The sequence below is a fragment of the Aquimarina celericrescens genome, assembly GCF_042682765.1.
Taxonomy (GTDB): Bacteria; Bacteroidota; Bacteroidia; order Flavobacteriales; family Flavobacteriaceae; genus Aquimarina; species Aquimarina celericrescens.
This window is the reverse complement of the sequence record NZ_JBHUHY010000011.1, coordinates 129,432-152,540: the sequence shown is the minus strand read 5'-3', so window position 1 is coordinate 152,540 and position 23,109 is coordinate 129,432. Positions and strand designations below refer to the sequence as shown.

The 23,109-nt window shown below is 34.1% G+C and carries 24 protein-coding genes; 9 read left to right on the top strand and 15 right to left on the bottom strand.

The features are described from left to right. From ACFSJT_RS11490 to ACFSJT_RS11480, 3 genes are all read right to left on the bottom strand, one after another. On the bottom strand, positions 1 to 2,553 hold the full coding sequence (locus tag ACFSJT_RS11490; protein WP_378320411.1) for a FecR domain-containing protein: 2,553 nt from the start codon (positions 2,551 to 2,553) through the stop codon (positions 1 to 3). A gap of 7 nt (positions 2,554 to 2,560) precedes the next feature. Next, positions 2,561 to 3,463, bottom strand: coding sequence for a FecR family protein (locus tag ACFSJT_RS11485; protein WP_378320410.1), 903 nt, complete (start codon positions 3,461 to 3,463; stop codon positions 2,561 to 2,563). A gap of 101 nt (positions 3,464 to 3,564) precedes the next feature. After that, complete coding sequence (locus ACFSJT_RS11480; protein ID WP_378320409.1) at positions 3,565 to 4,086, bottom strand: RNA polymerase sigma factor; 522 nt, start codon at positions 4,084 to 4,086, stop codon at positions 3,565 to 3,567. Positions 4,087 to 4,240: 154 nt separating this feature from the next. Between ACFSJT_RS11480 and ACFSJT_RS11475 the strand changes: the two genes are divergently transcribed. Beyond that, positions 4,241 to 5,659, top strand: a complete 1,419-nt coding sequence (locus ACFSJT_RS11475; protein ID WP_378320408.1) for a hypothetical protein — start codon at positions 4,241 to 4,243, stop codon at positions 5,657 to 5,659. Positions 5,660 to 5,895: 236 nt separating this feature from the next. Continuing rightward, a complete protein-coding gene (locus ACFSJT_RS11470; protein ID WP_378320407.1) occupies positions 5,896 to 7,329 on the top strand; it encodes a hypothetical protein in 1,434 nt (477 codons plus the stop codon). A gap of 6 nt (positions 7,330 to 7,335) precedes the next feature. Here the strand turns inward: ACFSJT_RS11470 and ACFSJT_RS11465 are convergent, their stop codons facing one another. From ACFSJT_RS11465 to recF, 3 genes are read right to left on the bottom strand one after another with little or no spacing between them, the layout of a single operon-like run. Then, positions 7,336 to 7,632, bottom strand: coding sequence for a DciA family protein (locus tag ACFSJT_RS11465; RefSeq protein WP_378320406.1), 297 nt, complete (start codon positions 7,630 to 7,632; stop codon positions 7,336 to 7,338). Further along, complete coding sequence (locus ACFSJT_RS11460) at positions 7,632 to 8,039, bottom strand: lipocalin family protein (RefSeq protein WP_378320405.1); 408 nt, start codon at positions 8,037 to 8,039, stop codon at positions 7,632 to 7,634. Before ACFSJT_RS11460 ends, ACFSJT_RS11465 begins: the two co-directional genes overlap by 1 nt. A gap of 26 nt (positions 8,040 to 8,065) precedes the next feature. Continuing rightward, positions 8,066 to 9,163 carry a DNA replication/repair protein RecF gene (gene recF, locus ACFSJT_RS11455; RefSeq protein WP_378320404.1) on the bottom strand — a complete coding sequence of 366 codons (1,098 nt, stop codon included), beginning with the start codon at positions 9,161 to 9,163 and terminating at the stop codon, positions 8,066 to 8,068. A 136-nt stretch (positions 9,164 to 9,299) separates the two neighbouring features. Between recF and ACFSJT_RS11450 the strand changes: the two genes are divergently transcribed. The 7 genes from ACFSJT_RS11450 (at position 9,300) to ACFSJT_RS11420 (ending at position 15,593) form a co-directional block, all read left to right on the top strand. Then, positions 9,300 to 10,073 carry a tetratricopeptide repeat protein gene (locus ACFSJT_RS11450; RefSeq protein WP_378320403.1) on the top strand — a complete coding sequence of 258 codons (774 nt, stop codon included), beginning with the start codon at positions 9,300 to 9,302 and terminating at the stop codon, positions 10,071 to 10,073. Between the two features lie 61 nt (positions 10,074 to 10,134). Continuing rightward, positions 10,135 to 10,638 carry a 6,7-dimethyl-8-ribityllumazine synthase gene (gene ribH / locus ACFSJT_RS11445; RefSeq protein WP_378320402.1) on the top strand — a complete coding sequence of 168 codons (504 nt, stop codon included), beginning with the start codon at positions 10,135 to 10,137 and terminating at the stop codon, positions 10,636 to 10,638. A 61-nt stretch (positions 10,639 to 10,699) separates the two neighbouring features. Further along, positions 10,700 to 11,041, top strand: a complete 342-nt coding sequence (locus tag ACFSJT_RS11440) for a riboflavin synthase subunit beta (RefSeq protein ID WP_378320401.1) — start codon at positions 10,700 to 10,702, stop codon at positions 11,039 to 11,041. Then, complete coding sequence (gene mutL / locus ACFSJT_RS11435; RefSeq protein ID WP_378320400.1) at positions 11,041 to 12,915, top strand: DNA mismatch repair endonuclease MutL; 1,875 nt, start codon at positions 11,041 to 11,043, stop codon at positions 12,913 to 12,915. Before ACFSJT_RS11440 ends, mutL begins: the two co-directional genes overlap by 1 nt. Positions 12,916 to 12,922: 7 nt before the next feature. Further along, complete coding sequence (locus tag ACFSJT_RS11430; protein ID WP_378320399.1) at positions 12,923 to 13,675, top strand: rhomboid family intramembrane serine protease; 753 nt, start codon at positions 12,923 to 12,925, stop codon at positions 13,673 to 13,675. Position 13,676: 1 nt separating this feature from the next. After that, a complete protein-coding gene (locus tag ACFSJT_RS11425) occupies positions 13,677 to 14,567 on the top strand; it encodes a rhomboid family intramembrane serine protease (protein WP_378320398.1) in 891 nt (296 codons plus the stop codon). Positions 14,568 to 14,606: 39 nt separating this feature from the next. After that, entirely contained in the window at positions 14,607 to 15,593 is a 987-nt protein-coding gene (locus tag ACFSJT_RS11420; RefSeq protein WP_378320397.1) for an endonuclease/exonuclease/phosphatase family protein, read from the top strand. Positions 15,594 to 15,613: 20 nt separating this feature from the next. On the opposite strand, the gene ACFSJT_RS11415 is transcribed toward ACFSJT_RS11420, so the two are convergent. The 9 genes from ACFSJT_RS11415 to ACFSJT_RS11375 form a co-directional block, all read right to left on the bottom strand. Further along, positions 15,614 to 16,393 carry a M949_RS01915 family surface polysaccharide biosynthesis protein gene (locus tag ACFSJT_RS11415; RefSeq protein WP_378320396.1) on the bottom strand — a complete coding sequence of 260 codons (780 nt, stop codon included), beginning with the start codon at positions 16,391 to 16,393 and terminating at the stop codon, positions 15,614 to 15,616. 91 nt (positions 16,394 to 16,484) lie between these two features. Beyond that, on the bottom strand, positions 16,485 to 16,793 hold the full coding sequence (locus ACFSJT_RS11410) for a DUF6122 family protein (RefSeq protein WP_378320395.1): 309 nt from the start codon (positions 16,791 to 16,793) through the stop codon (positions 16,485 to 16,487). Then, on the bottom strand, positions 16,793 to 17,416 hold the full coding sequence (locus ACFSJT_RS11405; RefSeq protein WP_378320394.1) for a WbqC family protein: 624 nt from the start codon (positions 17,414 to 17,416) through the stop codon (positions 16,793 to 16,795). Before ACFSJT_RS11405 ends, ACFSJT_RS11410 begins: the two co-directional genes overlap by 1 nt. Positions 17,417 to 17,431: 15 nt before the next feature. After that, positions 17,432 to 19,003, bottom strand: a complete 1,572-nt coding sequence (gene lepB / locus ACFSJT_RS11400; protein ID WP_378320393.1) for a signal peptidase I — start codon at positions 19,001 to 19,003, stop codon at positions 17,432 to 17,434. 54 nt (positions 19,004 to 19,057) lie between these two features. Next, the gene (gene dapB / locus ACFSJT_RS11395; RefSeq protein WP_378320392.1) at positions 19,058 to 19,756 is read right to left on the bottom strand and encodes a 4-hydroxy-tetrahydrodipicolinate reductase; all 699 of its coding nucleotides are present in this window, start codon (positions 19,754 to 19,756) and stop codon (positions 19,058 to 19,060) included. Positions 19,757 to 19,790: 34 nt separating this feature from the next. Continuing rightward, a complete protein-coding gene (locus tag ACFSJT_RS11390) occupies positions 19,791 to 20,300 on the bottom strand; it encodes a DUF5683 domain-containing protein (protein ID WP_378320391.1) in 510 nt (169 codons plus the stop codon). 67 nt (positions 20,301 to 20,367) lie between these two features. Continuing rightward, positions 20,368 to 21,273 carry a ParB/RepB/Spo0J family partition protein gene (locus tag ACFSJT_RS11385; protein ID WP_378320390.1) on the bottom strand — a complete coding sequence of 302 codons (906 nt, stop codon included), beginning with the start codon at positions 21,271 to 21,273 and terminating at the stop codon, positions 20,368 to 20,370. 6 nt (positions 21,274 to 21,279) lie between these two features. Further along, positions 21,280 to 22,044 (bottom strand): ParA family protein, encoded by a 765-nt coding sequence (locus ACFSJT_RS11380; protein ID WP_378320389.1) that lies wholly within the window; start codon positions 22,042 to 22,044, stop codon positions 21,280 to 21,282. 139 nt (positions 22,045 to 22,183) lie between these two features. Continuing rightward, positions 22,184 to 23,065 carry an SDR family oxidoreductase gene (locus ACFSJT_RS11375; RefSeq protein ID WP_378320388.1) on the bottom strand — a complete coding sequence of 294 codons (882 nt, stop codon included), beginning with the start codon at positions 23,063 to 23,065 and terminating at the stop codon, positions 22,184 to 22,186. Positions 23,066 to 23,109: the final 44 nt, after the last annotated feature.

The window sequence follows — 23,109 nt, the reverse complement described above, 5'->3', positions numbered from 1 at the left end:
TTACCAGAAAACCCTAAAACTAATATTTGGCGTTACCCCTAATGAGAATATATCGGCGTTAATAAATTGATTGTTAAGGGAGTTAGTTGTTCTGAATTCTCTGTTTAGCAAATTTTTTCGGTTATAAAGGTTAAGCACAGAAACACCAAGTCGGTATTTTATATTTGGATGATATCCAATCTTAAAATCGTAAATAGCAGAAAAATCTAATCTATGATATACAGGTAAATTGTTACTGTTTATATCATCAAATTCTATAATAACGATTTCACTTCCGTCATCAATTTCTGTAGCATTGGTAAATGCTTTTCCCGTATGCCAAAGCCAACCCAAAGAAAATTGAAGATTGTTTATTTTATAAAAATGAGACCATTTTACAGTGTGCTCAATATTCCAGTTACCAGGAAAGAATTCGTTGTTATTTATATTTTCGAACTTGTTTCGAGTATTAATGTAGGAATAACTTACCCAGGTTTTATAATTCCTAAATCTTTTTTTTAAGAAGAAATCAAGCCCGTAAATACTGCTTTGTCCATTTTGATACGTATTACTTATTGGATTTATAAACCCAGCGGTTAGCGAGGTGATATCATCAATTTTTTTGTAATAACTGCCAATATCCAAATACCATTTATTCTTTCTGAAACTACTGCCCAATGTAAATTGATAACTAGAAATAATAGGAAATTGATCATTATTTGCTAATGTCCATACCTGGTTTTCAAGAGAGAGATCACTTATTACAGATTCTTGTATTTGACTAGTAGCTTGACTTCTATACTCGGCACTAGTATTAATTTCCCAATTTTTGGTGATGTATTTCTGAATAAAAACTCTGGGTTCTATAAAGAATTCGTTAAGTTCGGTATAATGATTAAATCTTAGCCCTGCCGATAGATAGAAGTTTTTGGGATTTTCAAACTTATATTCGGTGTAAAACGAATGCGTATTCAAAAAACGGTCATCTTCATCTAAAATCAATTCGTAACCCGGGGTGGTAGTCACAAAAGCATATCTGGTGTTGTTGTTAGAATATTGATACCCTGAAGATAGATTTTGGTACATAGAAAGTTTATAATTCACTTGCAATTCGCCGCCATAATCAAGAACACTATTTTTCTTACTTTCGATTTCTGTTATGATATTGGGATCTCTGGTAATAAATTGGTAATTGAGAAGATATTTGGTATAATATGCATTGATATCCAGTGAGACTTTATCGGCATAAGAGCTTTTCCATTTAACGTTATACCCTTCATTTTCAGTAACTAGATCGTCATTAAATGATGCTGAATCATCACTTCGCCTGAAATCTAGATCATTCTTGCTATATACTGTGTTAACTTCTACTTTTTGATTAGCAGAAGGGTGAATAATCAAATTTGCATTATAATCGGCATAAAAGAAATCGTTGTTTTCGTCATTAATGCTTAAGGTATCAGTAATTTTAGTGTTCTGAAAAACACGATCAGAAAATTGTTTGTAGGTGAAGGTCTCCAGTAAATCGGTATATGACCTTCTTCCAGATACCTGAAGCGAAACTTTATCTTTAATTATTGGCGTATGCATAACAATATCTGCATTAATCATATTAAAACCTGCACCGCCACGAAAATGATCTGTAACCTCATTTTCTGAGGTAATATCGATCACCCCGGCAATTCTATCGCCATATCTTGCACTAACGCCACTTTTGTAAAAGTTTACTTCTTTTGCGACATATGGATTAAATGCCGAAAGCATCCCAAAAAAATGTCCTTGCTGGTAAGTTTTGATACCATTCCATAAAACCAGATTTTGGTGCGGTGTACTTCCTCTTACAAATAATCCGGACGCTGTCTCATAGGGATTGTTTACTCCGGGAGTAAGCTGTATACTTTGTAAAATATCGGGTTCTGTTCTTCCGGGGAGTACTTCGACGTCTTTTAGATTAATATTGATTATTTTTTTGTTCTGTGTAATTCCTTTTGCTAGATATTCTTGAATGAAAACTTCATCTAATACCTCTTCCTGTAGATGAATAAGATATATTTTTGGACAGTCACCCGATAAAAATGATGCTGAGCTTAATACTTTTTGTCTAAAACCCGGCGCGCTTACCAAAATAACTGAATTATAAGGAACTTCAGTACGCTCAAAATACCCCTTTTTATCTGTAGTAATATTAGTTCGAGTAGATTTAAAAAAAATTCGGATATCCTTAAGAGGTTTTTCGTCTTCGTCTAGAATATATCCACAAACAAATACCTTGTCTTTTTTATTAAAAGAACTAATCGTTACAAAGTTGTTTCCGGTAACTTTAAATTTTAAACGTGATTTTTGTGCTAATTCCTTAAGAAGATTTTCTATTGGGGTCTTGGGATCGATTGTGATAGAAACTTTTTTATCATCTACCAATGAATCTATATACGAGAATTTCACATTATATCGCTGTTCGATAACCTTGATAACTTCAGATAATGGCATGTTTTCTAGCACAATTACACTGGTTTCTTCTTGAGAAAAAACAGATATGCTCCATAAAAAAAAACATACACATAAAAGTCTTATCATGCTATTACTACTTTTCTAGTACGACAGTCTTACCATCTTGAGATAGGCTATACTCAATGCCTAAGGTACTAAAAACCGTTTTAAGAGCGACTTCTATATTGTCATTTGGGAAAGTTCCGGTGTATTTATATCCTAGATTTAGACCTTTCTCAACAATCTTGATATTGTATTGTTCTTCAAGTTCTTTAAAGACATAACGTATAGGTATACTTCTAAATGAACTTGTATTAGTTAACCAAGAGGGAGTAGATTCACCAAATGTCCATTTTTCATAGGTTTTCCCAAGATTTCTATATGCATTTCCTGCAGTCAAGATTTCTTTCTTTTTGTTATTCACTACACTTACTTTACCCTCAAAACAATTAACTTCAAATAAAGAGTTGTGAGAATTTACATTAAACTGGGTTCCCAGTACCGAAACTTCTCCGTTTTTGGTAGTCACCGTGAATTTACTTCCTTTTTTTACTTTAAAAAAAGCCTCTCCTTCCAAAGTTATTGTGCGGTTATTGTCCCAATTACTTTTATCAAAACTAGCAATAGATTTGGCATTTAAGGTCATTTCAGATCCATCGGGAAGTGCTACAATAAGTTTCTGTCCATAATCTGTACTAAATGATTTGTTGGGACCAAAGAAAAATAGTCCAAGAATAATAGCAATAGAAGCTGCAGCAGCAAAGTAAGGCCATAATTTTATAACAGGACCCGATTTTTTAAGGCTGCGTTTTGATTTTATGGCATAGAGTTCTTTCTCAACATCATAACTCTTGAGGTCTAAAGCATCTGCACCAGCCATTATTTTTACGTAGTGCTCATACTCGGGGTGGGATTGAAACTCACTAAGCTCCTCTTTAGAAAGCTCGCCGTTAATCCATCTGGATAAGAATATGTCATCTTTTTTATCGTCTAGCATAATCAAGATCTATATAAATTGAACGTTTACTTATGTAATTACCCTACCCTTTTTTTAAATTTTTTACGTCTAACCATGGACAATTGACTTATGACTTAAAATTATATATTTCCAATTTTTTTCCTAAGTGTTAATAATGCTTTATGCATAAGCTTCTCTATTGCTTTTACCGAAACGTTAGATAGCTCTGCAATTTCTTTATAAGTTTTTTTATCTATTCTACTCAAAAGAAAAACTTCTCTTTGTCTTTCGGGCAAATCTGCAATTGCATTTTTTAACTTTTGCATGTATTCTTTTTCAAGCGCAATAAATTCTGGCGACTCATTATTGATATCTGTTTTACGCTGTATAACATAGTCTTGGTATTTGAATTTTACTTTTTGGTGACGTGTAATACTTATCCCCAAGTTTGTCGCAATCGTATAAACGTAGCTCTTCGCTTTGGCAAGACTCACTTTTGAACAATTATTCCATAATTTGATAAAAGCATCCTGAACAATATCCTCTGCCTGATCAAGGTCACCAAATTTGTAATAGATATAATTTCTCAAAAGTTTAGCATGACTTTTGAAAAACTGATCAAACGCTTTTTCGTTACATGTAGAATTGCTGTTTTCAGACATTAGGGGTTCAAAAATATATTCTCAAATCTAGATTTTTTTTTCGTCCTATCAAAAATTAAATAAAAGCAGAGGGGGTAGGGTAATTTTTTTTTGAGTCGTTTCACTTAAGAGAGCTCTAGAAAAAGATTCTAAAACAACCCTAAAATAAAATATGATGAAAAAACTTAGTATTTGGTTTATAGCTACTTTAATACTTGTACTTGGATTTACTTCTTGTGAGGTAAACGAAGAGTTTGATAAAGACCCTCAAGTAGAAATAGTAGTGGATAACAAAGAAGGCAGTGCTGTATATAGATTTGAAGCTAAAACCAGTGGTGTGGAAGATGCTCGATTGGTTTGGACTATAGATGGAAATGTCATTGATGGTGAAAATCAAAATGATATTATCAATCAGATTTTGGATTATCTATTTGAATCGGGTACACATACAATTTGTGTTCAATTGATAAAAGGAGACTTAGTTAGAGAAGCATGTGTAGAGATAAATGTTGAAGTAGATGAAAATAATCCATGTCCTGATTTGTTTTTTAAACAAGAACGATATAAAGAGCCATATACATATAAGTTTTTTGCCAATTTTAGAGGAATACAAGAAATTGGTTATGGATGGTTTGTAAATGGAGAATTAGTTGAAGATTCTAGTGCTGATGAACGTAACTACTTAATTTATGATTTTAAAGAGCCGGGTGTTTACGAAGTATGTATTAAAACTGAAACCCCAGATTGCCCAGAAGGAGTATCTTACTGTAAAGAGATTATTGTAGAAGAACCAAATCGAGCATGCCCAGAAATCGCTTTTGAAAAAGAAATGGTTGCAGGAACTGTAAATACTTATGTTTTTGAATCTATTATAGAAGGAACAGATAATGTTTCAGAGATAAATTGGTTCATAAATGATGCTCGTATTGAAAATTCAACCGATTCACAATCTGGAAATCGAGTTCTGAGATATCAATTTGAGTCTGGCGTATATAAAGTATGCTTACAGGTGATCACTCCAGATTGCCCAGAAGGAGTTAAGTATTGTAAAGAAATAAGAGTAGGAGGAGCTTGCCCAGAATTATTGTTTGAATCAGAAAAAGATGGGGATAAGTCAGCGTATTATTTTTATCCTGGGGCATTCGACGGTATAGATGACACTACCTTAGAATGGTTTGTAAACGGAGACTACGTTGGGAATTCTCCAGAATTTCCCCACAACAATCCATTTTACTATGAATTCGCTGGTCCAGGAAGGTATGAGGTATGTCTAATGATAGAAACTCCAGAGTGTCCAAACGGTACCTCGTTCTGTAAGATTATCGAGATAGAAGGTTCTTGCCCAGAATTATCTTTTGAACTAGAACAAGATGGAGGTAATCCTGCATACTATTTCTACCCAGGTAATTTTACGGGAGTAGAAGACGTCTCCTCAGAGTGGTTTGTAGATGGAGAATATGTAGGTAGTAGTTCAGGTCAGCAAAATCCTTTCTACTATCAATTTAACCCAGGAACCTATGAAATATGCTTAGCCATTGAAACCCCTAATTGTCCTATGGGAGTAGAAATTTGTAAAGAGCTGGTGGTAGAATAATAAACCCAAAATAAAAATTGATAACAAAATGATAATTAAGTTAGTTTAGGTTAGATTAATTAGGTTATTTCCCCGGAAGATACAGCCATATGCTTTCGGGGATTTTTATTTACAGAAGGATATACTTTTTTGATTGTGATTTAATTTTTATACATTGATTGCCATTAGCTTATCAAAATCATAAGGGTAGGGTGGATACTCTAAATAAACGTTATAGATATATAAGCAGATAAACATTGAAGAAACTTATAACATACATAAGAGGATTTTTACTAGTGCTGGTCATGCAGCTTAGTTCCTGTGTGAATGATGATTCATTTTTTCCTGAAGAAACAGGAGGTAATGTTACATCAACCGTTGCAATGGTGTCTATTCTTAATGATATCGACTCCAGGGGTGATACCGTGGTAGAGAGCGAATTGTGTTTTAGTTTTGTATACCCTATAGTTTTAGGGTATAATACAGATTCTAATATCAGGGTTAATAGTTTTTCAGGATTACTGGATGTAATAGCCGGTCAAAGCAGTAATTTTAATATAAGTGGAATTCAATTTCCGGTAGAGATTAAATTTAAAGGAAATGATACTTCATTTAAAGTTGAGGACGAAGATTCGCTATATGATGTACTTAGAGAATGCCAATTACATACTTTCGGAGATGATTTTGTCTCTCTTTTTAGACAATGCTATAGATTAGAATATCCAATAACCTTATTTGATGATCTAAGGACGGAAGTAATTATTGAAAACATCGAAGCTTTTAATCGTTTTGTTTCGGGTCAAAGAGATAATTATCAGCCCAATTTCAAATTCCCTATAAAAATTTCTGTAGCACCAGATTTTGAAGAAACGACAATTTCAACATATTATGAGTTTTATAATATCATAAATACGTGTGTAGGTTGTCCCGATATCAGCTTTGAGATCGAGCAAATATCTAACACTAGATATCAGATAATTCCAAGTTTTGAAATTAAAGAAGGTTATGAGTTCTTTTTCAAGATTGATGGTGAAGTTATCACAGAGGTGGTAATTGACGGAAATCCGTTTACAAGAGAATTTACTTCCCCGGGAATCTATGAAGTTTGCATAAGAGTAGTCACCCCAGATTGCCCTGAAGGGAAAAAAGTATGCAAAGAAATTGTGGTCGAAACGGTATGTCCTGATCTTAGGTTCGAATCTGAAAGAGAACCGGAGACATTTTCTTATAATTTCATGGCCAATTTCGAGGGGATCAATGAGACTCAATACGATTGGGTAGTAGATGATCAAATTGTAGAAGATAATGATGGTGGAGTAAACGGTGACAATATGTTTATTTTTCAGTTCACTCCTGGGATTCACAATGTGTGTATAAGTGCAGAGACACCATTATGTCCCATTGGAACAGAATTTTGTCAAGAAATTATTGTATGCCCAGAGCCATTCTTTGTAACAGAACAACAAGGAATTACAAATACATACGATTTTATTGCTAATTTTCTTGGGATGAGGGACATCACGTATCAATGGACAATTAACGGAGAGTTTCAAGAAAACGATGGTGGAGCTAGCGGTGACAATATATTCTCCTTTCAGTTTGATCCAGGTTTGTCTTACGAGGTCTGTATTGTTACAGAAATAGCAGGATGCACAACCTCCAAATTTTGTGTGAATATCGATATACAATAGGACAAACTAGCGCAGAACTAATTTTTTAATTAGTTCTCTATTTAATTCTTCATTGAGGTTATCTATAATCTTTTGTTTACCATAACTTAACTCTTCCCTCAAGACCGAAGAGGTGAGTTGCACATACAAGGTATCTCTTTCTAACTTTATATTCTGAGTGTATTTGGTAATAGCCGGGCCCATTATCTTTTCCCAAACATCGCGAACAGCAACTTTATCTAACCCACGTTGTAGCTTATTATCTGTAACAAAATCTTTTAGAACTTCGCTTAGGCTTTGATGTTCTTGATGACGTTTGACCATTACAATGAGATCTTTTTATAAGGTTTATAAAAGTACATATTTCCAGCCTCATTTTTAATGATAATTTGGTTTTCTTTTGCAGAAATAACGGTCTCGATCCACGAAGATAAAGCAGTTTTATAATACATTCTTAAACTGTCGTTTTCTATTTTCAGAGTAAATATTTCACTATCCTTACTGGTAACAAAACTTCCGTCCAATTTTGGTTGTACTTTTTTGCGTATACCTAAAGAATCTTTTACTTCAAAAAAGTCAATACTTTGGTTAAAATTATATTTTTTTTCTGTTCCATCAGATAAAACGACCCGTTCGATTTCCCAATAGCCATTGATGTATTGCCGATACGCCTCAGGATTTGATTTTGTACAAGAAACTATAAACAATAATATATACATGATTCTTTTCATATCTCATAAATTCATTTAGTACTACACTACATATTATCGTTATTTGCCAGTTTAAAAATTTTATAAGATTGTGATATTCTTTTTACCACCTCTTCGGTGCGGTCGGCATGAGTATCACTTATAAAGAGTTGCCCAAAATTTTGATCATCTACCAATTTTATGATATGTTCTACCCTTTTCTCATCAAGCTTGTCAAAAATGTCGTCGAGCAATAGGATGGGGTTTACTTTACTTTCTTTTTTGATGAAATCAAATTGTGCCAGTTTTAAAGCAATTAGAAAAGATTTTTGCTGTCCCTGACTACCAAATTTTTTGATAGGATATCCTTCAATCTCAAAAGATAAATCATCCTTATGAACCCCTACACTTGTGTACTGCAACATCTTATCTTTAGCAAGGTTTTGCTCTAATAGGGTTAATAGATCAGTTTCAGATAATCTACTTTGGTAGGTGAGAGAAACTTTTTCTACACCAGAACTTATCGCCTGATATCTGTTTGTAAATATAGGGATAAATGTTTCTAGAAAGTCTGCCCTTTTTTGATGAATAATGCTACCATGTTCATGTAATTGCTGATTATAAATATCAAGCTGTGTCGCATCAAAGGTGTTATTAACGGCAAAGTATTTTAATAAAGCATTACGCTGTGATACCAGCTTCGAATATTTCAATAGGGTTGAAAGATAATTTTGATCACTTTGCGAAATAACACCATCAATAAACTTACGACGAGTATCACTCCCCTCAGTAATCAGATCTCTATCTGTAGGAGAAATGATCACCAATGGTAAAAAGCCTATATGTTCACTAAATGTATCATACACTTTTCCATTACGTTTGATCACTTTTTTTTGCCCTCTTTTGGCGCTTACAATAACTTTTTCCTCTCTATCATTTTTTTTATAAAGTCCATCAATGACAAAGAAATCTGTACTATGCCTTATGTTTTGACCGGTTATGGGGTTGAAATAGCTTTTTCCAAAAGATAAATGATAAATAGCATCAAGAATGTTCGTTTTTCCCACCCCATTATTTCCTACCAGGCAATTTATCTTATCGTCAAATTGAAAATTGACTGATTCAAAATTTTTATAATTGATTAAAGAGAGTGTTTTTAAAATCATAAAACATTGATGATCAAGGAGTCGTAACTTTTGTAAAATTCTTAATTAATCTGTGCAAATTATTGAAAAATAATAAATAGTTGTGCTTTTAATTATGAATAAAAATTTTATTTTTGCCCTTCATTAAAGAAAACTTATGGCAACTTATAAGAAACGAGGATATAAACCAAAAAATAAAGCTGAAGAAGTTGAGCAAATTGAAGACAAATCAACAACAGCAGAGGTATTTAATACCTTAGATGAGGGAGCCTCCAGAACTGAAGAATGGGTTGCGGCTAACCAAAAATATATACTTGGTATTGTTGGATTGATCGCTGTTGTGATATTAGGATATCTTGGATTCCAAAAATTTATTCAAGAACCAAAAGAGCAAGAAGCGGCAAATGAGATGTTTCAGGCTCAACAATATTTTGATAATGCGGTTAACGGCAATTCTGTTGTACGTGATTCGTTATACACACTTGCACTTAATGGAGGTGAAGGTAAATATGGATTCTTAGAGATCATTGAAAATTATGGTAGTACCAAAGCTGCTAATCTTGCTAATTATTATGCTGGTTTTTCTTACCTCAACATGAATCAATATCAAGAGGCTATTACGTACCTGGATAACTTTAAAAGTGATGATGAAATGTTAGGCCCATTAGCTCTGGGTGGTATAGGAGATGCGTTTTCGCAATTAGATCAGGTTGAAGAAGCATTAGGGTATTATGAGAAGGCAGCAAAAGCAAAAACTAATGAGTTCACAACTCCAAAGTTTTTATTAAAGGCAGCGATTACTGCGTTATCCTTAAATAAACCCGAAGTTGCCATTCCGTATTTAGAGCGCATCAAGGAAGAATTCCCTAAGAGCGTTGAAGCCAACCAGGCAGATGTTCATTTAGGGAGAGCGCTGGCAATGCAAAAATAGGGGGGTAGTTTAAAGTTTTTACAAGAAACTTTAAAACTAAAATGTAATATTTTAAACTTACATGGCTACAGAAAATAAAAATTTATCACAATACGATAAAACTACAATCCCAGATGCGAAGAATTTTCGGTTTGGGATTGTTGTTTCAGAGTGGAATGAAACTATTACACAAGCATTGTTTCAAGGAGCGTTTGATGCATTAATTGATTGCGGTGCCATAAAAGAAAATATTGTAAGATGGAATGTACCTGGTAGTTTCGAATTGGTATACGGGTGCAAAAAAATGCAAGAATCTTTTGATATGCTTGATGTAGTGATAGCTATCGGTTCTGTTATCCAGGGAGAAACCAAACATTTTGATTTCGTTTGTGAAGGTGTTACTCAAGGCATCAAAGATTTGAACCTTAATAGTGATATTCCTGTTATTTTTTGTGTTCTTACCGATAACACAATCCAACAATCCATCGATCGATCTGGTGGTAAACATGGAAACAAAGGGACTGAGGCTGCCATCGCTGCGATAAAAATGGCGCAATTACGCAAAGACGCAAAATTTTATAAATAGCTTTTCTTCGTTAAATATCTGTTGTAGGATGCCTTGTTGTTGATATTTTCATGTTATTGTAATGCTAAAAGGATTATATTACAATACATTTTTAAGTACCTTTGAATTTATTATGGGAATTTTCAAGACAAGAAAAAATAAAAGATTTAATTACTCTCCTCGATATTGGGATGACAAAGGAGAAGGAAACCCATATCAAATGGAGCATAAGTTTGATAAATTCAGAAGTACTGTAGGAAAAAGCGGAAACCTTAAAAACAGATTTTCTACAGCCTGGGACGAATTAAAGAATCATTCTGACAAAAAGGTGAATCTAAGGATTTTATGGATTTTTTTAATACTGCTTTTTATTTTTCTATATCTCATAGATTTTGATTTATCCATATTCTTTACCCGTTCTTGATGTCTGATATTATACAGCTGTTACCGGATCATGTTGCTAACCAAATTGCCGCGGGAGAGGTAGTTCAAAGGCCAGCTTCTGTAGTAAAAGAGTTACTGGAAAATGCTATTGACGCACAGGCTACGGTAATTAAACTAATTATAAAAGAAGCGGGTAAAACTCTTATTCAGGTTATTGATGATGGTGTGGGAATGAGCGTTACCGATGCCAGATTGAGTTTTGAACGTCATGCTACTTCGAAAATAAAAAATGCTGAAGATCTTTTTGAGCTTAATACCAAAGGTTTTAGAGGGGAGGCATTAGCCTCTATAGCCGCTATTGCTCACGTTGAGTTAAAAACTAAGCAGGATAATGATGAGGTAGGAACTGAAATCAAGATTGAAGGAAGCCAAGTTATTTCTCAAGAGGTTTGCGTGACCTCTAAAGGGACTTCTATTTGTGTCAAGAACCTGTTTTATAATATTCCTGCACGTCGTAATTTTTTAAAATCTAATACCGTAGAATTACGACATATTATTGATGAATTTCACCGTGTAGCAATGGCACATCCCAACATCAAATTTGACATGTATCATAATGGGAGCGAGGTTTTTAATTTACCAGTATCTAATGATCGTCAACGTATTGTAAATATCTTTGGGGGAAAAACAAATGAAAAGTTGGTTCCTGTTACCGAGGAAACAGATTTGGTTGCTATAAGTGGTTTTGTTGGAAAACCTGAATATGCAAAAAGATCACGAGGAGAGCAGTTTTTCTTTGTGAATAATAGATTTATAAAAAGTCCATATTTAAATCATGCGGTCAATGCAGCTTTTGAGGGACTCTTAAAAGATAAAGCACATCCTAGCTATTTTATCTATCTGCGAGTAGATCCAAAATCAATAGATATTAATATTCATCCCACCAAAACAGAAATTAAATTTGAGGATGAACATGCGTTATACGCTATTTTGCGTTCTACAATAAAACATAGCTTAGGGCAATTTAATGTAGCACCCATTTTAGACTTTGACCGAGATGCTTCTATGGACACCCCGTATGAATATAAAGGTAAGAATGCAAAGGCTCCCACTATTGAGGTAGATCGAAATTTTAATCCTTTCAAGGATGAAAAATTAGGTTCTGGCGGATCGGGTAAGAGCTATACTTCATCTTTTAAAAAGGAGCCCGTAGGAAGTTGGGAAAAACTATACGTAGGATTAGAATCGGAAATAACTTTACCTAAATCGTCGACAGCAGAAGAATTCTCCACAGTTGAATTTGAAAGTACAGAGGTTACGGGTTCTCTATTTAAGTCAAACGAAAAAAAAATTGGACATCTTACCACATATCAACTTAAGAAAAAATATATAGTCACTACTATCAAAAGTGGTATGGTTATTATCAATCAAAATCGAGCGCATCAAAGAATAGTATACGAAGAATTGTTACGAAGCATTACTATGGCCAATGCGGTTAGCCAACAATTATTGTTTCCGTTGAAACTTTCTTTTTCCAAGACAGAAATAACACTTTTGGAAACTGTAAAAGAACAGCTTCAAAATACAGGATTTGTATTTGGAGAGCAGAGCATGGGTGAGATTGAATTTACAGCAATACCCACTGTCGTTTCAGAAAAAGAAGTTTCGGTTTTATTGGAGCAATTGCTAAGTGACTTAGAGAATGAGGTGCCAGATACTGGTTTTTCACAAACAGATCTTTTGGCAAAATCTATTGCCAAAAGTGTTGCCATACGCACGGGGGTAGAATTGGCTCCAGAACAATTGCAATATATGGCAAATAGCTTGTTTGCATGTACAGAACCTACTATAACGCCTGATAATAAGCCTACGTTCATCACGTTAACAATAGACGATATTGATAAGAAATTTTAAATAATACATGGGGAGAATTACAGAAACAGTTAAGATCTTATTAATCATCAATGTTATTTTCTTTATAGGATCACTATCACTAGGAGATAAAGCATTTGAATGGTTTGCATTATGGTTTCCAAAAAATGAAAATTTTCAGATATGGCAGATAGTCTCGCATATGTTTATGCATGGGGGGACAGGACATATATTCTTTAATATGTTCGCTTTATACATGTTTGGAAGTCATCTTGAAACATCAATAGGTAAAAATAAATTTCTTTTTATTTATTTCTTCTCAGGCCTAGGAGCCGTTGGTTTTCAAATATTGTTTACCTATTTTCAATTTAATCCGGGGTATCAAGCCTATATTGAAGCAGGATTCTCTTCCGCAGAAATTAATTCATTTATCCAAGAAACTGTTTCAACTGGTCAGTTTAGGGTGTATCCTAATATTCCTCAAGAAATGACTGAAAGAATGATCGGAGCTTATGTGACCCCTATGGTTGGAGCCTCTGGTGCCATTTTTGGCATCTTGGCCGCGTTTGCCGTGTTGTTTCCTAATTTACCGTTATATATTATTTTTATTCCAATTCCAATTAAAGCAAAATATTTAATAGGAGGATATTTCTTGTTAGATTTGTATTCGGGTATTACAGGTCAAGCAATTCTTGGGCCTTCCAATGTGGCACATTGGGCACATATTGGAGGGGCAGTGATTGGTTTTATAACCATGTGGTACTGGAAAAAAAATTCGTTTAATCAACATCGTTGGTATTAATATGGCAGCCAATAATCTAACATATCAATTTAAGACCGCTAATATTGTCATTAAATTAATCGTAATCAATGCGATTCTGTTTCTATCTGCTACATTGGCTTCCTGGGTTTTCAAAACAAGTCCGGGTGCTTTAATGAGCTGGTTTGTACTTCCTGTTGATTTGGGGAATCTCATCATACAATTCTGGAGTGTACTTACCTATAGTTTCTTGCATTTCGATTTTTGGCACATTTTCTGGAATATGCTGGTGCTGTATTGGTTTGGACCCTATGTATTAAACTTATTTACAGAGAAGCGATTTCTTACTATCTACCTGTTAGGAGCCATCTGTGGTGGATTGTTATTTGTTTTTTCTTATAACGTATTTCCTGTTTTGTCGGGGTCATTGGCCTATTTAATAGGTGCTTCTGCTGCTGTTCGTGCTATTATGATCTTTATAGCAGCATACACTCCAAATGCCGAGGTGCGTATAATTTTTTTCAATGTTAAATTATGGCAAATAGGTTTATTTGTTGTTCTTTCTGATTTGATACAAATTCCTACTTCTGGTAATGCCGGTGGTTTAATAGCACATATGGGTGGTGCAATTTTCGGCTATTTTTATGCGATTCAACTTAAAAGAGGCAATGACATTGGGGCATGGTTCGAGAAATTAATGGATGGACTGGCGAATATGTTTAAACCCAAAAAGAAAAGTCCTTTAAAAACTGTTCATAAATCTAAAACTTACGCAAAATCTACCAAAAGAAGTACTACTTCTGCTAAGAAAGGATATACTAAAACTCCAAATCAACAACAAATTGATGCTATTTTGGATAAAATCAGCAAGAGTGGATATGATAGTCTAACCAAAGAAGAAAAAGACTTTTTGTTTAAGGCAGGAAAGGAATAAGGATGCAACATGGGTAAGTTGATTAACAAGGGTATCTTTTTGATAAATTCAATAGTGGCGTTTGCTCTGTTATTATCCTATTTATTACCTTATGTATCGCCCAAAACATTTCCCTTATTATCGGTACTTAGTTTAACTGTTCCTATTTTTATTGTCATAAATATTATTTTCCTTATTTATTGGATCGCTTTATTAAATAAAAGATTGATTTTATCTCTGGTAGTTTTAATTCTAGGAGTATCTCACATTTCGTCTTTATATAAATTAAGTGGTAAGTCTTCTGAAGAAATTGACAATAGTATCGCATTACTTAGTTATAATCTGCGTAGCTTCAATCGTTTTGATTGGATAAAATCAAGTACAATACCGCATGATATTTCAAAATTGGTTCTGAAGCAAAATACAGATATATTCTGTGCACAAGAGTTTTACAATAATCCAGATACAGATTTTTCACAATTCCCCTATAAGTTCGAGGATTTTAACAATAATAATGGAGAATTAGGATTGGTAATTTTTTCAAAATTTCCAATAGTAAATAAAGGATCTCTCGGTTTTGAAGAAACGGCAAACAACATCATCTTTTCAGACATTATTATCAAAGAGGATACCGTGCGTGTGTATAATATTCATCTGCAATCTCACAAAATAAGTTCAAATACCGATAGATTTGATAATACAGATTCTCAAAAGTTACTCAAAAGAGTACAGGTTTCTTTTGAAAAACAGCAAGAACAGGTAGAGATGTTGATTGCACATATGAAAAAGTCTTCTTTTAAAAAGATAATTATGGGAGATTTTAATAATACGGCATACTCATATGTCTACAATGAAATTATTTCCGAGGGTTTATTGGACACTTTCAAGAAAGGTGGAAAAGGATTCGGAAAAACTTTTGAGTTTGATCTATTTCCCCTTAGAATAGATTTTATTTTGGTACCAGAAGATGTAGAGGTCCTGGAGTTCAAAAATTTTGATGTGAAATACTCAGATCATTATCCTATTTTTACTCGAATAAAATTTTGAATTCAAAATATCTGGTAATGTTACTTCCCTTCTAAACGGATAGCTCTGTTAGCCATTTTCTTTTCCCATTCTGCTGAAAAAATAGCGTGCTTATTAGTTACCATCTGTCTCATTTTTTCTTTTACGGCTTCTTGTATTTGGGTAGGTAATCCATAAAAATTCTTATTGATCTTGGTGAGTCTTCCATCTTCTATTTCGCTATTCTGGTGTTTGATAGACATACGTTTCCCTCGATAATATACCATAATTTTCACCCTGCCGTCTTTATACGCATTCTGACCTCTTGTACCATAGACCAGTATGGGATCTACAAGACCATCATTATCAAGATCTGATAATTCTGAGTACTTATTCCAAAAACCAATAGAAGTTTCCCAATCGTTATCTATCTCATCTTGAACTGTAGATCTCTTTTTAAATTGATTATTTTTTTTGGTTACGTATACCGCGTAAATGTTATCATATAAAGTGTCTTTTTCTTCATTTACTGCTTTCATATGATCGGTGAGCAGTAAAAAATACTCACCAGACTCATCGTTATAGGAATACACCTGATATACAGGATTTGAAATTCCTAATTGGTTTTCTCTTCTTCGCGTAAAAATTGATTTACTTTCTTTTTTGGAAAGCCTGCTGGCAAATTTTGTATCCATAGGTATAGGATAATATTTGTCTATTGGTGTTGCTGGGGTAGTATCCTGTTTTGTTGCTTGTTGATCGGCGGCATCTTTAGATTCTTTGGATTGTTTTCCACAAGAAATTAAGGTTGAAAGTACAATGAAAAGTATAATTTTATTCATAGGTAAAATAGGGTTAAAAATTAAGTGTATTCATACAAATTTCATACTAAATGTAATCAATATTTTGTAAATGAATACGTTGAAACCGTATTTACATCATCCAACAATCTATCTGATCGGTAATGATATGCCATAGCAATGCCAATGCAATTACCCTAACTTTTGGAAAAAAGAATAAAATAATGTACCCTACAATAGCATAATAACTATGTAAAGGATGAAAATTAATACTGCAACGATTGGTATCAAAAATCGGAATAGCCAAAAGATGATCAAAATCAATAAACATTGTGGCTAAAAAAATAAGATATACTCTTTTCCATTGTTTGGGAAAGAATAAAATTGCAATCAGAAACGGAATAACGAGATGAAACCCATAATGAACAATAGGCCGAATCATTATAAAATAGTTTGATTCTCTAGGTAAGTTAATGCATTCGTTCCTTCATTAAATAGTAGATCCAGGATAGAAAGATTAGGAATAAAACCATGTTTTTCTGTAAATACCTGGGTATAGGATTCTAGATGGTATTTTTTCTCTTTTTTAGCATTGATTAAGCCTCTTAAATCGATTACATCTTTAGGTTCTTTGATATACTCATTAGTTTTAGTAAAAGACAGGTCGAATTGAAGACAATCGTGTATGGCTTGCATACATTCATAATTGAAGTCTAGTAAGAATTTTCTTTTTTTTTGAAATAAGTGAATAAGTTCATCTTCATAATATTCAAAAAACGGGGAAGTCCTATAGGCAGTTTCCAGAGATCTCCAATGTAAAATTTGCCATTCAAAATCATTTTCAATTTGAACATCTTTATAGAGTTGCCTCCCTTCTTTTCTTGTATGCTTAATAGGGATAGTAAGTAATAATGTACCGTTAGCTCCATAGATATAGGTACGATTGCGATATGTTTGTTTTTGATAATTGTCTTCATTTTCAAAAACAACAGATACTGATTGGGCTATAACCACATATTGCGCTATAGATCCAAAATACATGGGATGGAGTAAGGGGATATTCAATTCTCTTTTTTGATGTTATGCGCCTTTCTTTCTTTTACGGTATTGGTTGTATATAATCCATCCAAATAGTACGATTAAGAAATATTTAAAATAAGAAATAGGTTGTCCACTACCACCAACTGTTGTAAACATACGCTCCCATCGTATTTTATTAAAAAGTCCTTTGGCATTGGTATCCCAGCTAAACCATACAAATACGGGTTTACCTACGATATGATTTGCAGGTACATATCCCCAGGCACGACTATCTTCACTATTATGCCGATTATCACCCATCATCCAATAGTAGTCCTGTTTAAAGGTATAGCTGTCAATTGGATCACCATTCAATAATACCTGAGTTCCGTTTACAGATAATTTGTTATCAATACCAAGCTCTGATCCTTCGTATACCTCAATAATTCTTCTATATAAAGAAAAATTATTAAGATCCATTTTAATGGTTTTTCCAGCTTCTGGAATGTAGATCGGACCGAAATTGTCTCTGTTCCAGTTTACTTTACCATTATTAGGAAAAATACCATATTCTTTTTCTCCCTTAGGAGTTATATTTCTTCGCAAAGATGCCACACTTGGATGACTTTTAAATTTAGCGGCAGCATCTTCTGTCATTCCAGCAGCTCTAAATTCTGTTTGGCTGGTAAAACCAAATTCTCCTGGTTTTATATTATAGCGGTTGTATAGGTTTTGGGAATTGAAATTACTTCCTTTCGGAGTTCCGACATAAGAAAACTGTATTTGCGCACGGTCTGGTAATTCATTCTTTTCACCATTAATATAGACGTACCCGTCTATTACGGCTAGTGTATCTCCCGGTATTCCGACACAGCGTTTTACATAATTTGATTTTTTATCGATAGGTTTATAATATCCTTTATTGGATTGATCTCTGAATTTACTCACAGTATCAACAGGCCAGCTGAACACTACGATGTCATTACGATCAATATCTTGAAAACCGGGTAGTCTGAAGTATGGGTATTGTGGTTTACTTAAATAAGATTTTGTTCGTACTAATGGAATTGTATCATGAACCATGGGGAAGGATACTGCTGTCATAGGAGTACGAGCTCCATAGTGAAATTTACTTACGAATAAAAAATCTCCAACCAGCAATGTTCTCTCCAAGGATCCTGTAGGAATGGTGTAGGGTTGCATAAAATAAGTATGAACAATAGTGGCAGCAACCACAGCAAATAAAATTGAACTAATCCATTCTCCTACAGCAGTTTTTGGTTTTAAATCTCGATTTTCTATGTGGGACACATCTACCATATAGTTCAAATAAAATATGTAGAATCCAAGAGTAAGAATGACAAGAACTGTATCTTGAGTAGAATTTCTACCAAAACTTCTTATTGTTTCTACCCATATTACAGGAAGCATGATTACATTAATCACTGGGATGAAAAGTAATACCACCCACCACCATGGTCGATTTATGATTTTCATCAAAATCACAGCATTATATACAGGAACAGCGGCTTCCCAGGCTTGTCGACCTGCTTTAATATATAGTTTCCATGTTCCTAAAAAGTGAATAACCTGTAATACCAGGAAGAAAATAAACCATTCTGTAAGTATCATCTTTTAACGTATTTTGTAGTATAAGTACTTTTAATTTGTAAAGCGTTACAGTTTTTATAATCCTAAAACGTCTTTCATACCGAAAATTCCTTTTTTGCCCTGTAACCATTCTGCTGCAATCACTGCTCCAAGAGCAAACCCACTACGATTATGAGCCGTATGTGTAATCTCTATATCATCTACTTTTGATGAGTAGGTAACTGTATGCGTACCGGGAACTTTGTCAATCCTTTTTGAGGTTATACAGATAGTATTATGATCTCCAGTATCAAGTTTCCATGATTTTTTATCACTGATCTCAATGATTCCCTCTGCTAGAGTAATAGCGGTACCACTTGGAGCATCTAATTTTTCAGTATGATGAATTTCTTCCATGGCAACATCATACCCTTCTACAGTACTCATCATTTTTGCTAATTTCTTGTTGAGCTCAAAGAATAGATTAACTCCCAGACTATAATTGGATGAATAGATAAAACTCCCGTTCTTTTCTTTACACAAATCCACCATAGTCTCGTAATGATCTAACCATCCTGTAGTTCCTGATATTACAGGTACATTAGCATTAAAACAATTGGTAATATTATTTACTGCAGCCGCAGGAATACTAAAATCTATAGCCACATCTGCTTGAGAAACGTCGTATGAAGTATCGTCTTTGTCTACTTTAAGAACAATGATGTGACCTCTCTCTATGGCAATTTTTTCGATGGTTTTACCCATCTTGCCATATCCTAGTAATGCAATTTTCATTTTTTAATTGATTATTTTTGTGTCACAATTCTTTTTAAAAACTATAGTTGAATGAGACCCCATAGTTAAGTCCTGTATTAAAGTCATCAAAATTTACCTTAGGTTTGAAGGAAAGATCTTCAGTAATATTATATTGTTGTAAATGAGCTGTAACATTAGCGTCCACAATGTTTAAAAGATAGGCTGCAGCTGTGAGTAACAATGATAATTCCTGATCACGACGAAAACGATCTTGAAGATCAATTAATTGATCTTCAGTAAATTGAGGGAATTCATCGTCATTAAAGCCTGCTAATCGTCTTTTGTAGGCATCTCTTAAATCATTGTATCTACCATTATTCTCTAGATAAAAATAAACACCTGCTCCTATCGCGGCATACACAATAGGTATTTTCCAATATTTTTTGGTATATGCTTGTCCTAATCCAGGGAGTACTGCAGAATAAAATGCGGCACGAGCAGGAGCTAATGGCTCGTATGGTCTTATCTTTTTCTCTCTTTTTTTCTTCTTTTTAACGGCAACATCTTCGGTAGTAACTTTCAATTCCTCATTTTCTTGAGAAATTATACTTTGAACAGAAAAAAGTAATATAAAAATTATATAGGCGCATTTAATCTTCACTATTGATAAGTTTCTTTAAACGGTTAAAATCTTCTTCAGAGGAAAAAGGGATTATTAATTTACCACTTCCTTTGCTGGAAACTTTTACATCAATTTTTGCGCCAAAATATTCAGAAAAATCTTTTACTCCTTTGGCAATATGTTTTGGTAAAGCACCCGGAGTAGAAACGGCATTAGGCTTTTCTGATTTACTGTGTAATGACCGTACTAAATTCTCTGTATCACGTACAGATAAAGATTTACTAATTATTTTTTCGTAGATATCCAATTGTTGCTGTTGATCTTCTATGTTAATCAAAGCACGACCATGTCCCATTGAGATAAATCCATCGCGCATACCAGTTTGCACGATTGGATCTAATTTCAGCAGTCTGAGATAATTGGCTATAGTAGATCTTTTTTTACCAACTCTATCACTTAACTGTTCTTGAGTAAGACTTATCTCATCAATCAATCTTTGATATGATAAGGCTATTTCTATAGGATCAAGATCTTGTCGTTGAATATTTTCTACAAGCGCCATGGTTAATGACTCTTGATCATTGGCAATGCGAATGTATGCAGGAATTGTTTTTAATCCTGCTAATTTGGAAGCACGAAAACGACGTTCACCACTAACTAGCTGAAAGGTATTAAAATCCAGTTTACGTACGGTAATAGGCTGTATAACCCCAACTTCTTTTATAGAGGTAGCAAGTTCGCGCAATGTTTCATCATTAAAACTAGTACGTGGCTGAAATGGATTAACATCAATACTATCTAGCTCTAATTCTATGATATTACCAACTACTTTATCAGCATTTTTATCGTCAACTGATTTTATATCATTATCGGGATCTTTCAGCAATGCTGAAAGTCCTCTTCCCAAAGCTTGTTTTTTTGTTGCCTTCGCCATGAATCCTTAACTGTTTTTCTTAATTATTTCGTGAGCCAAACTTAAGTAATTACTAGCTCCTTTACTAGCAGCATCATAGTTTATTATACTCTCACCATAACTAGGTGCTTCACTTAAACGTATGTTTCTTTGAATGATTGTTTTAAACACCATCTCATTAAAGTGTTTTTGTACCTCTTCAACGACTTGGTTTGACAGCCTTAATCTAGAATCATACATTGTAAGTAGTAATCCTTCTATGTCGAGTTTTTCATTGTGTACTTTCTGTACACTTTTTATCGTATTTAAAAGTTTACCTAGCCCTTCTAATGCAAAATACTCACACTGAATAGGGATCATAACCGAATCTGCCGCAGTAAGAGCATTTAGTGTTAATAATCCAAGTGACGGTGCACAATCTATGAGTATATAGTCATATTGAGACTTAAGTCCTTGAATTGCTTTTTTTAACATATACTCCCTTTCATCTTTATCAACCAATTCTATCTCTATAGCCACCAGGTCGATATGTGCAGGAATGATGTGTACATTAGGAGAACTGGTTTCCATAATGGCATCTTCAGGCTTTAGCGTATGCTCTAGAATCTGGTAAGTGCCTTTTTCTATAGATTCTACATCCAGCCCTAACCCAGAAGTCGCATTGGCTTGAGGATCTGCGTCAATAAGTAATACTTTTTTCTCTAGTACACCTAGAGAAGCTGCTAAATTTACTGAGGTGGTGGTTTTACCCACGCCACCTTTTTGATTGGCAATCGCTATTATTTTACCCATAGGGGAAGATTTGGATTTAGGAGGTAAAAATACAATTTATTATATATTATAAAAATGAAAAATGTTAACAGAGAGCAACAAAAAAGACCATTCCCCTTTTAGAATGGTCTTATGAACTTTTAGGATTGTTAATAAATAATTATTTATTTTTTTTAGCGCGAATCATAGCCTCCAACTGATCCCACATTTCTTCAGGAATTTGTTCAAGCATATTAAATTGGCCTGCACCTTTTAACCATTCGCCACCGTCCAGAGTAACTACCTCACCGTTGATGTAAGCAGAGAAATCTGATACCAGATAAGCTGCCAGATTTGCAAGTTCCTGATGATCTCCCACACGACCAAGAGGAACTTGATTTTTCATATCAATTTTGTCCTTTAAGTCCCCAGGTAGTAATCTGTCCCAAGCACCTTTGGTGGGGAAGGGGCCAGGGGCAATAGCGTTAAAACGCATTCCGTATTTCGCCCATTCTACAGCCAGTGATCTGGTCATGGCGAGAACACCAGCTTTTGCAGTGGCACTGGGTACTACATAGGCCGATCCTGTCCAAGCATATGTAGTAACAATATTGAGTACAGTGGTATTTTTGTATTTAGTATCGATCCAGTGTTTACCAAAAGCTAATGTACAATTTTTAGTTCCTTTGAGAACAATATCAATTATAATGTCAAAGGCACGATGAGATAGGCGCTCGGTGGGAGAAATAAAATTTCCAGCCGCATTATTCAATAGTACATCTACAGTGCCAAATGCATCTAGAACTTTCTCTTTCATTGCTTCAACTTGATCATATTCTCGAACATCACATTGTACTGGTAAGCAGGTTCCCCCAGTTTCAGCCTCGAGCTCCTTGGCTGTATTTTGTAATTTTTCTAGATCACGCGAAGTTATGGCTACTTTGGCTCCAAGTTCAAGAAAGTACTTGGTCATCGATTTTCCTAATCCGCTACCACCGCCGGTAACTACTATGTTTTTTCCTTTTAGCGCTCCTTCACGAAGCATTTTATTTTTATAATTCATATAGGTACAATTATCAATATTTTTTTGAAAGTTACGATTTATAT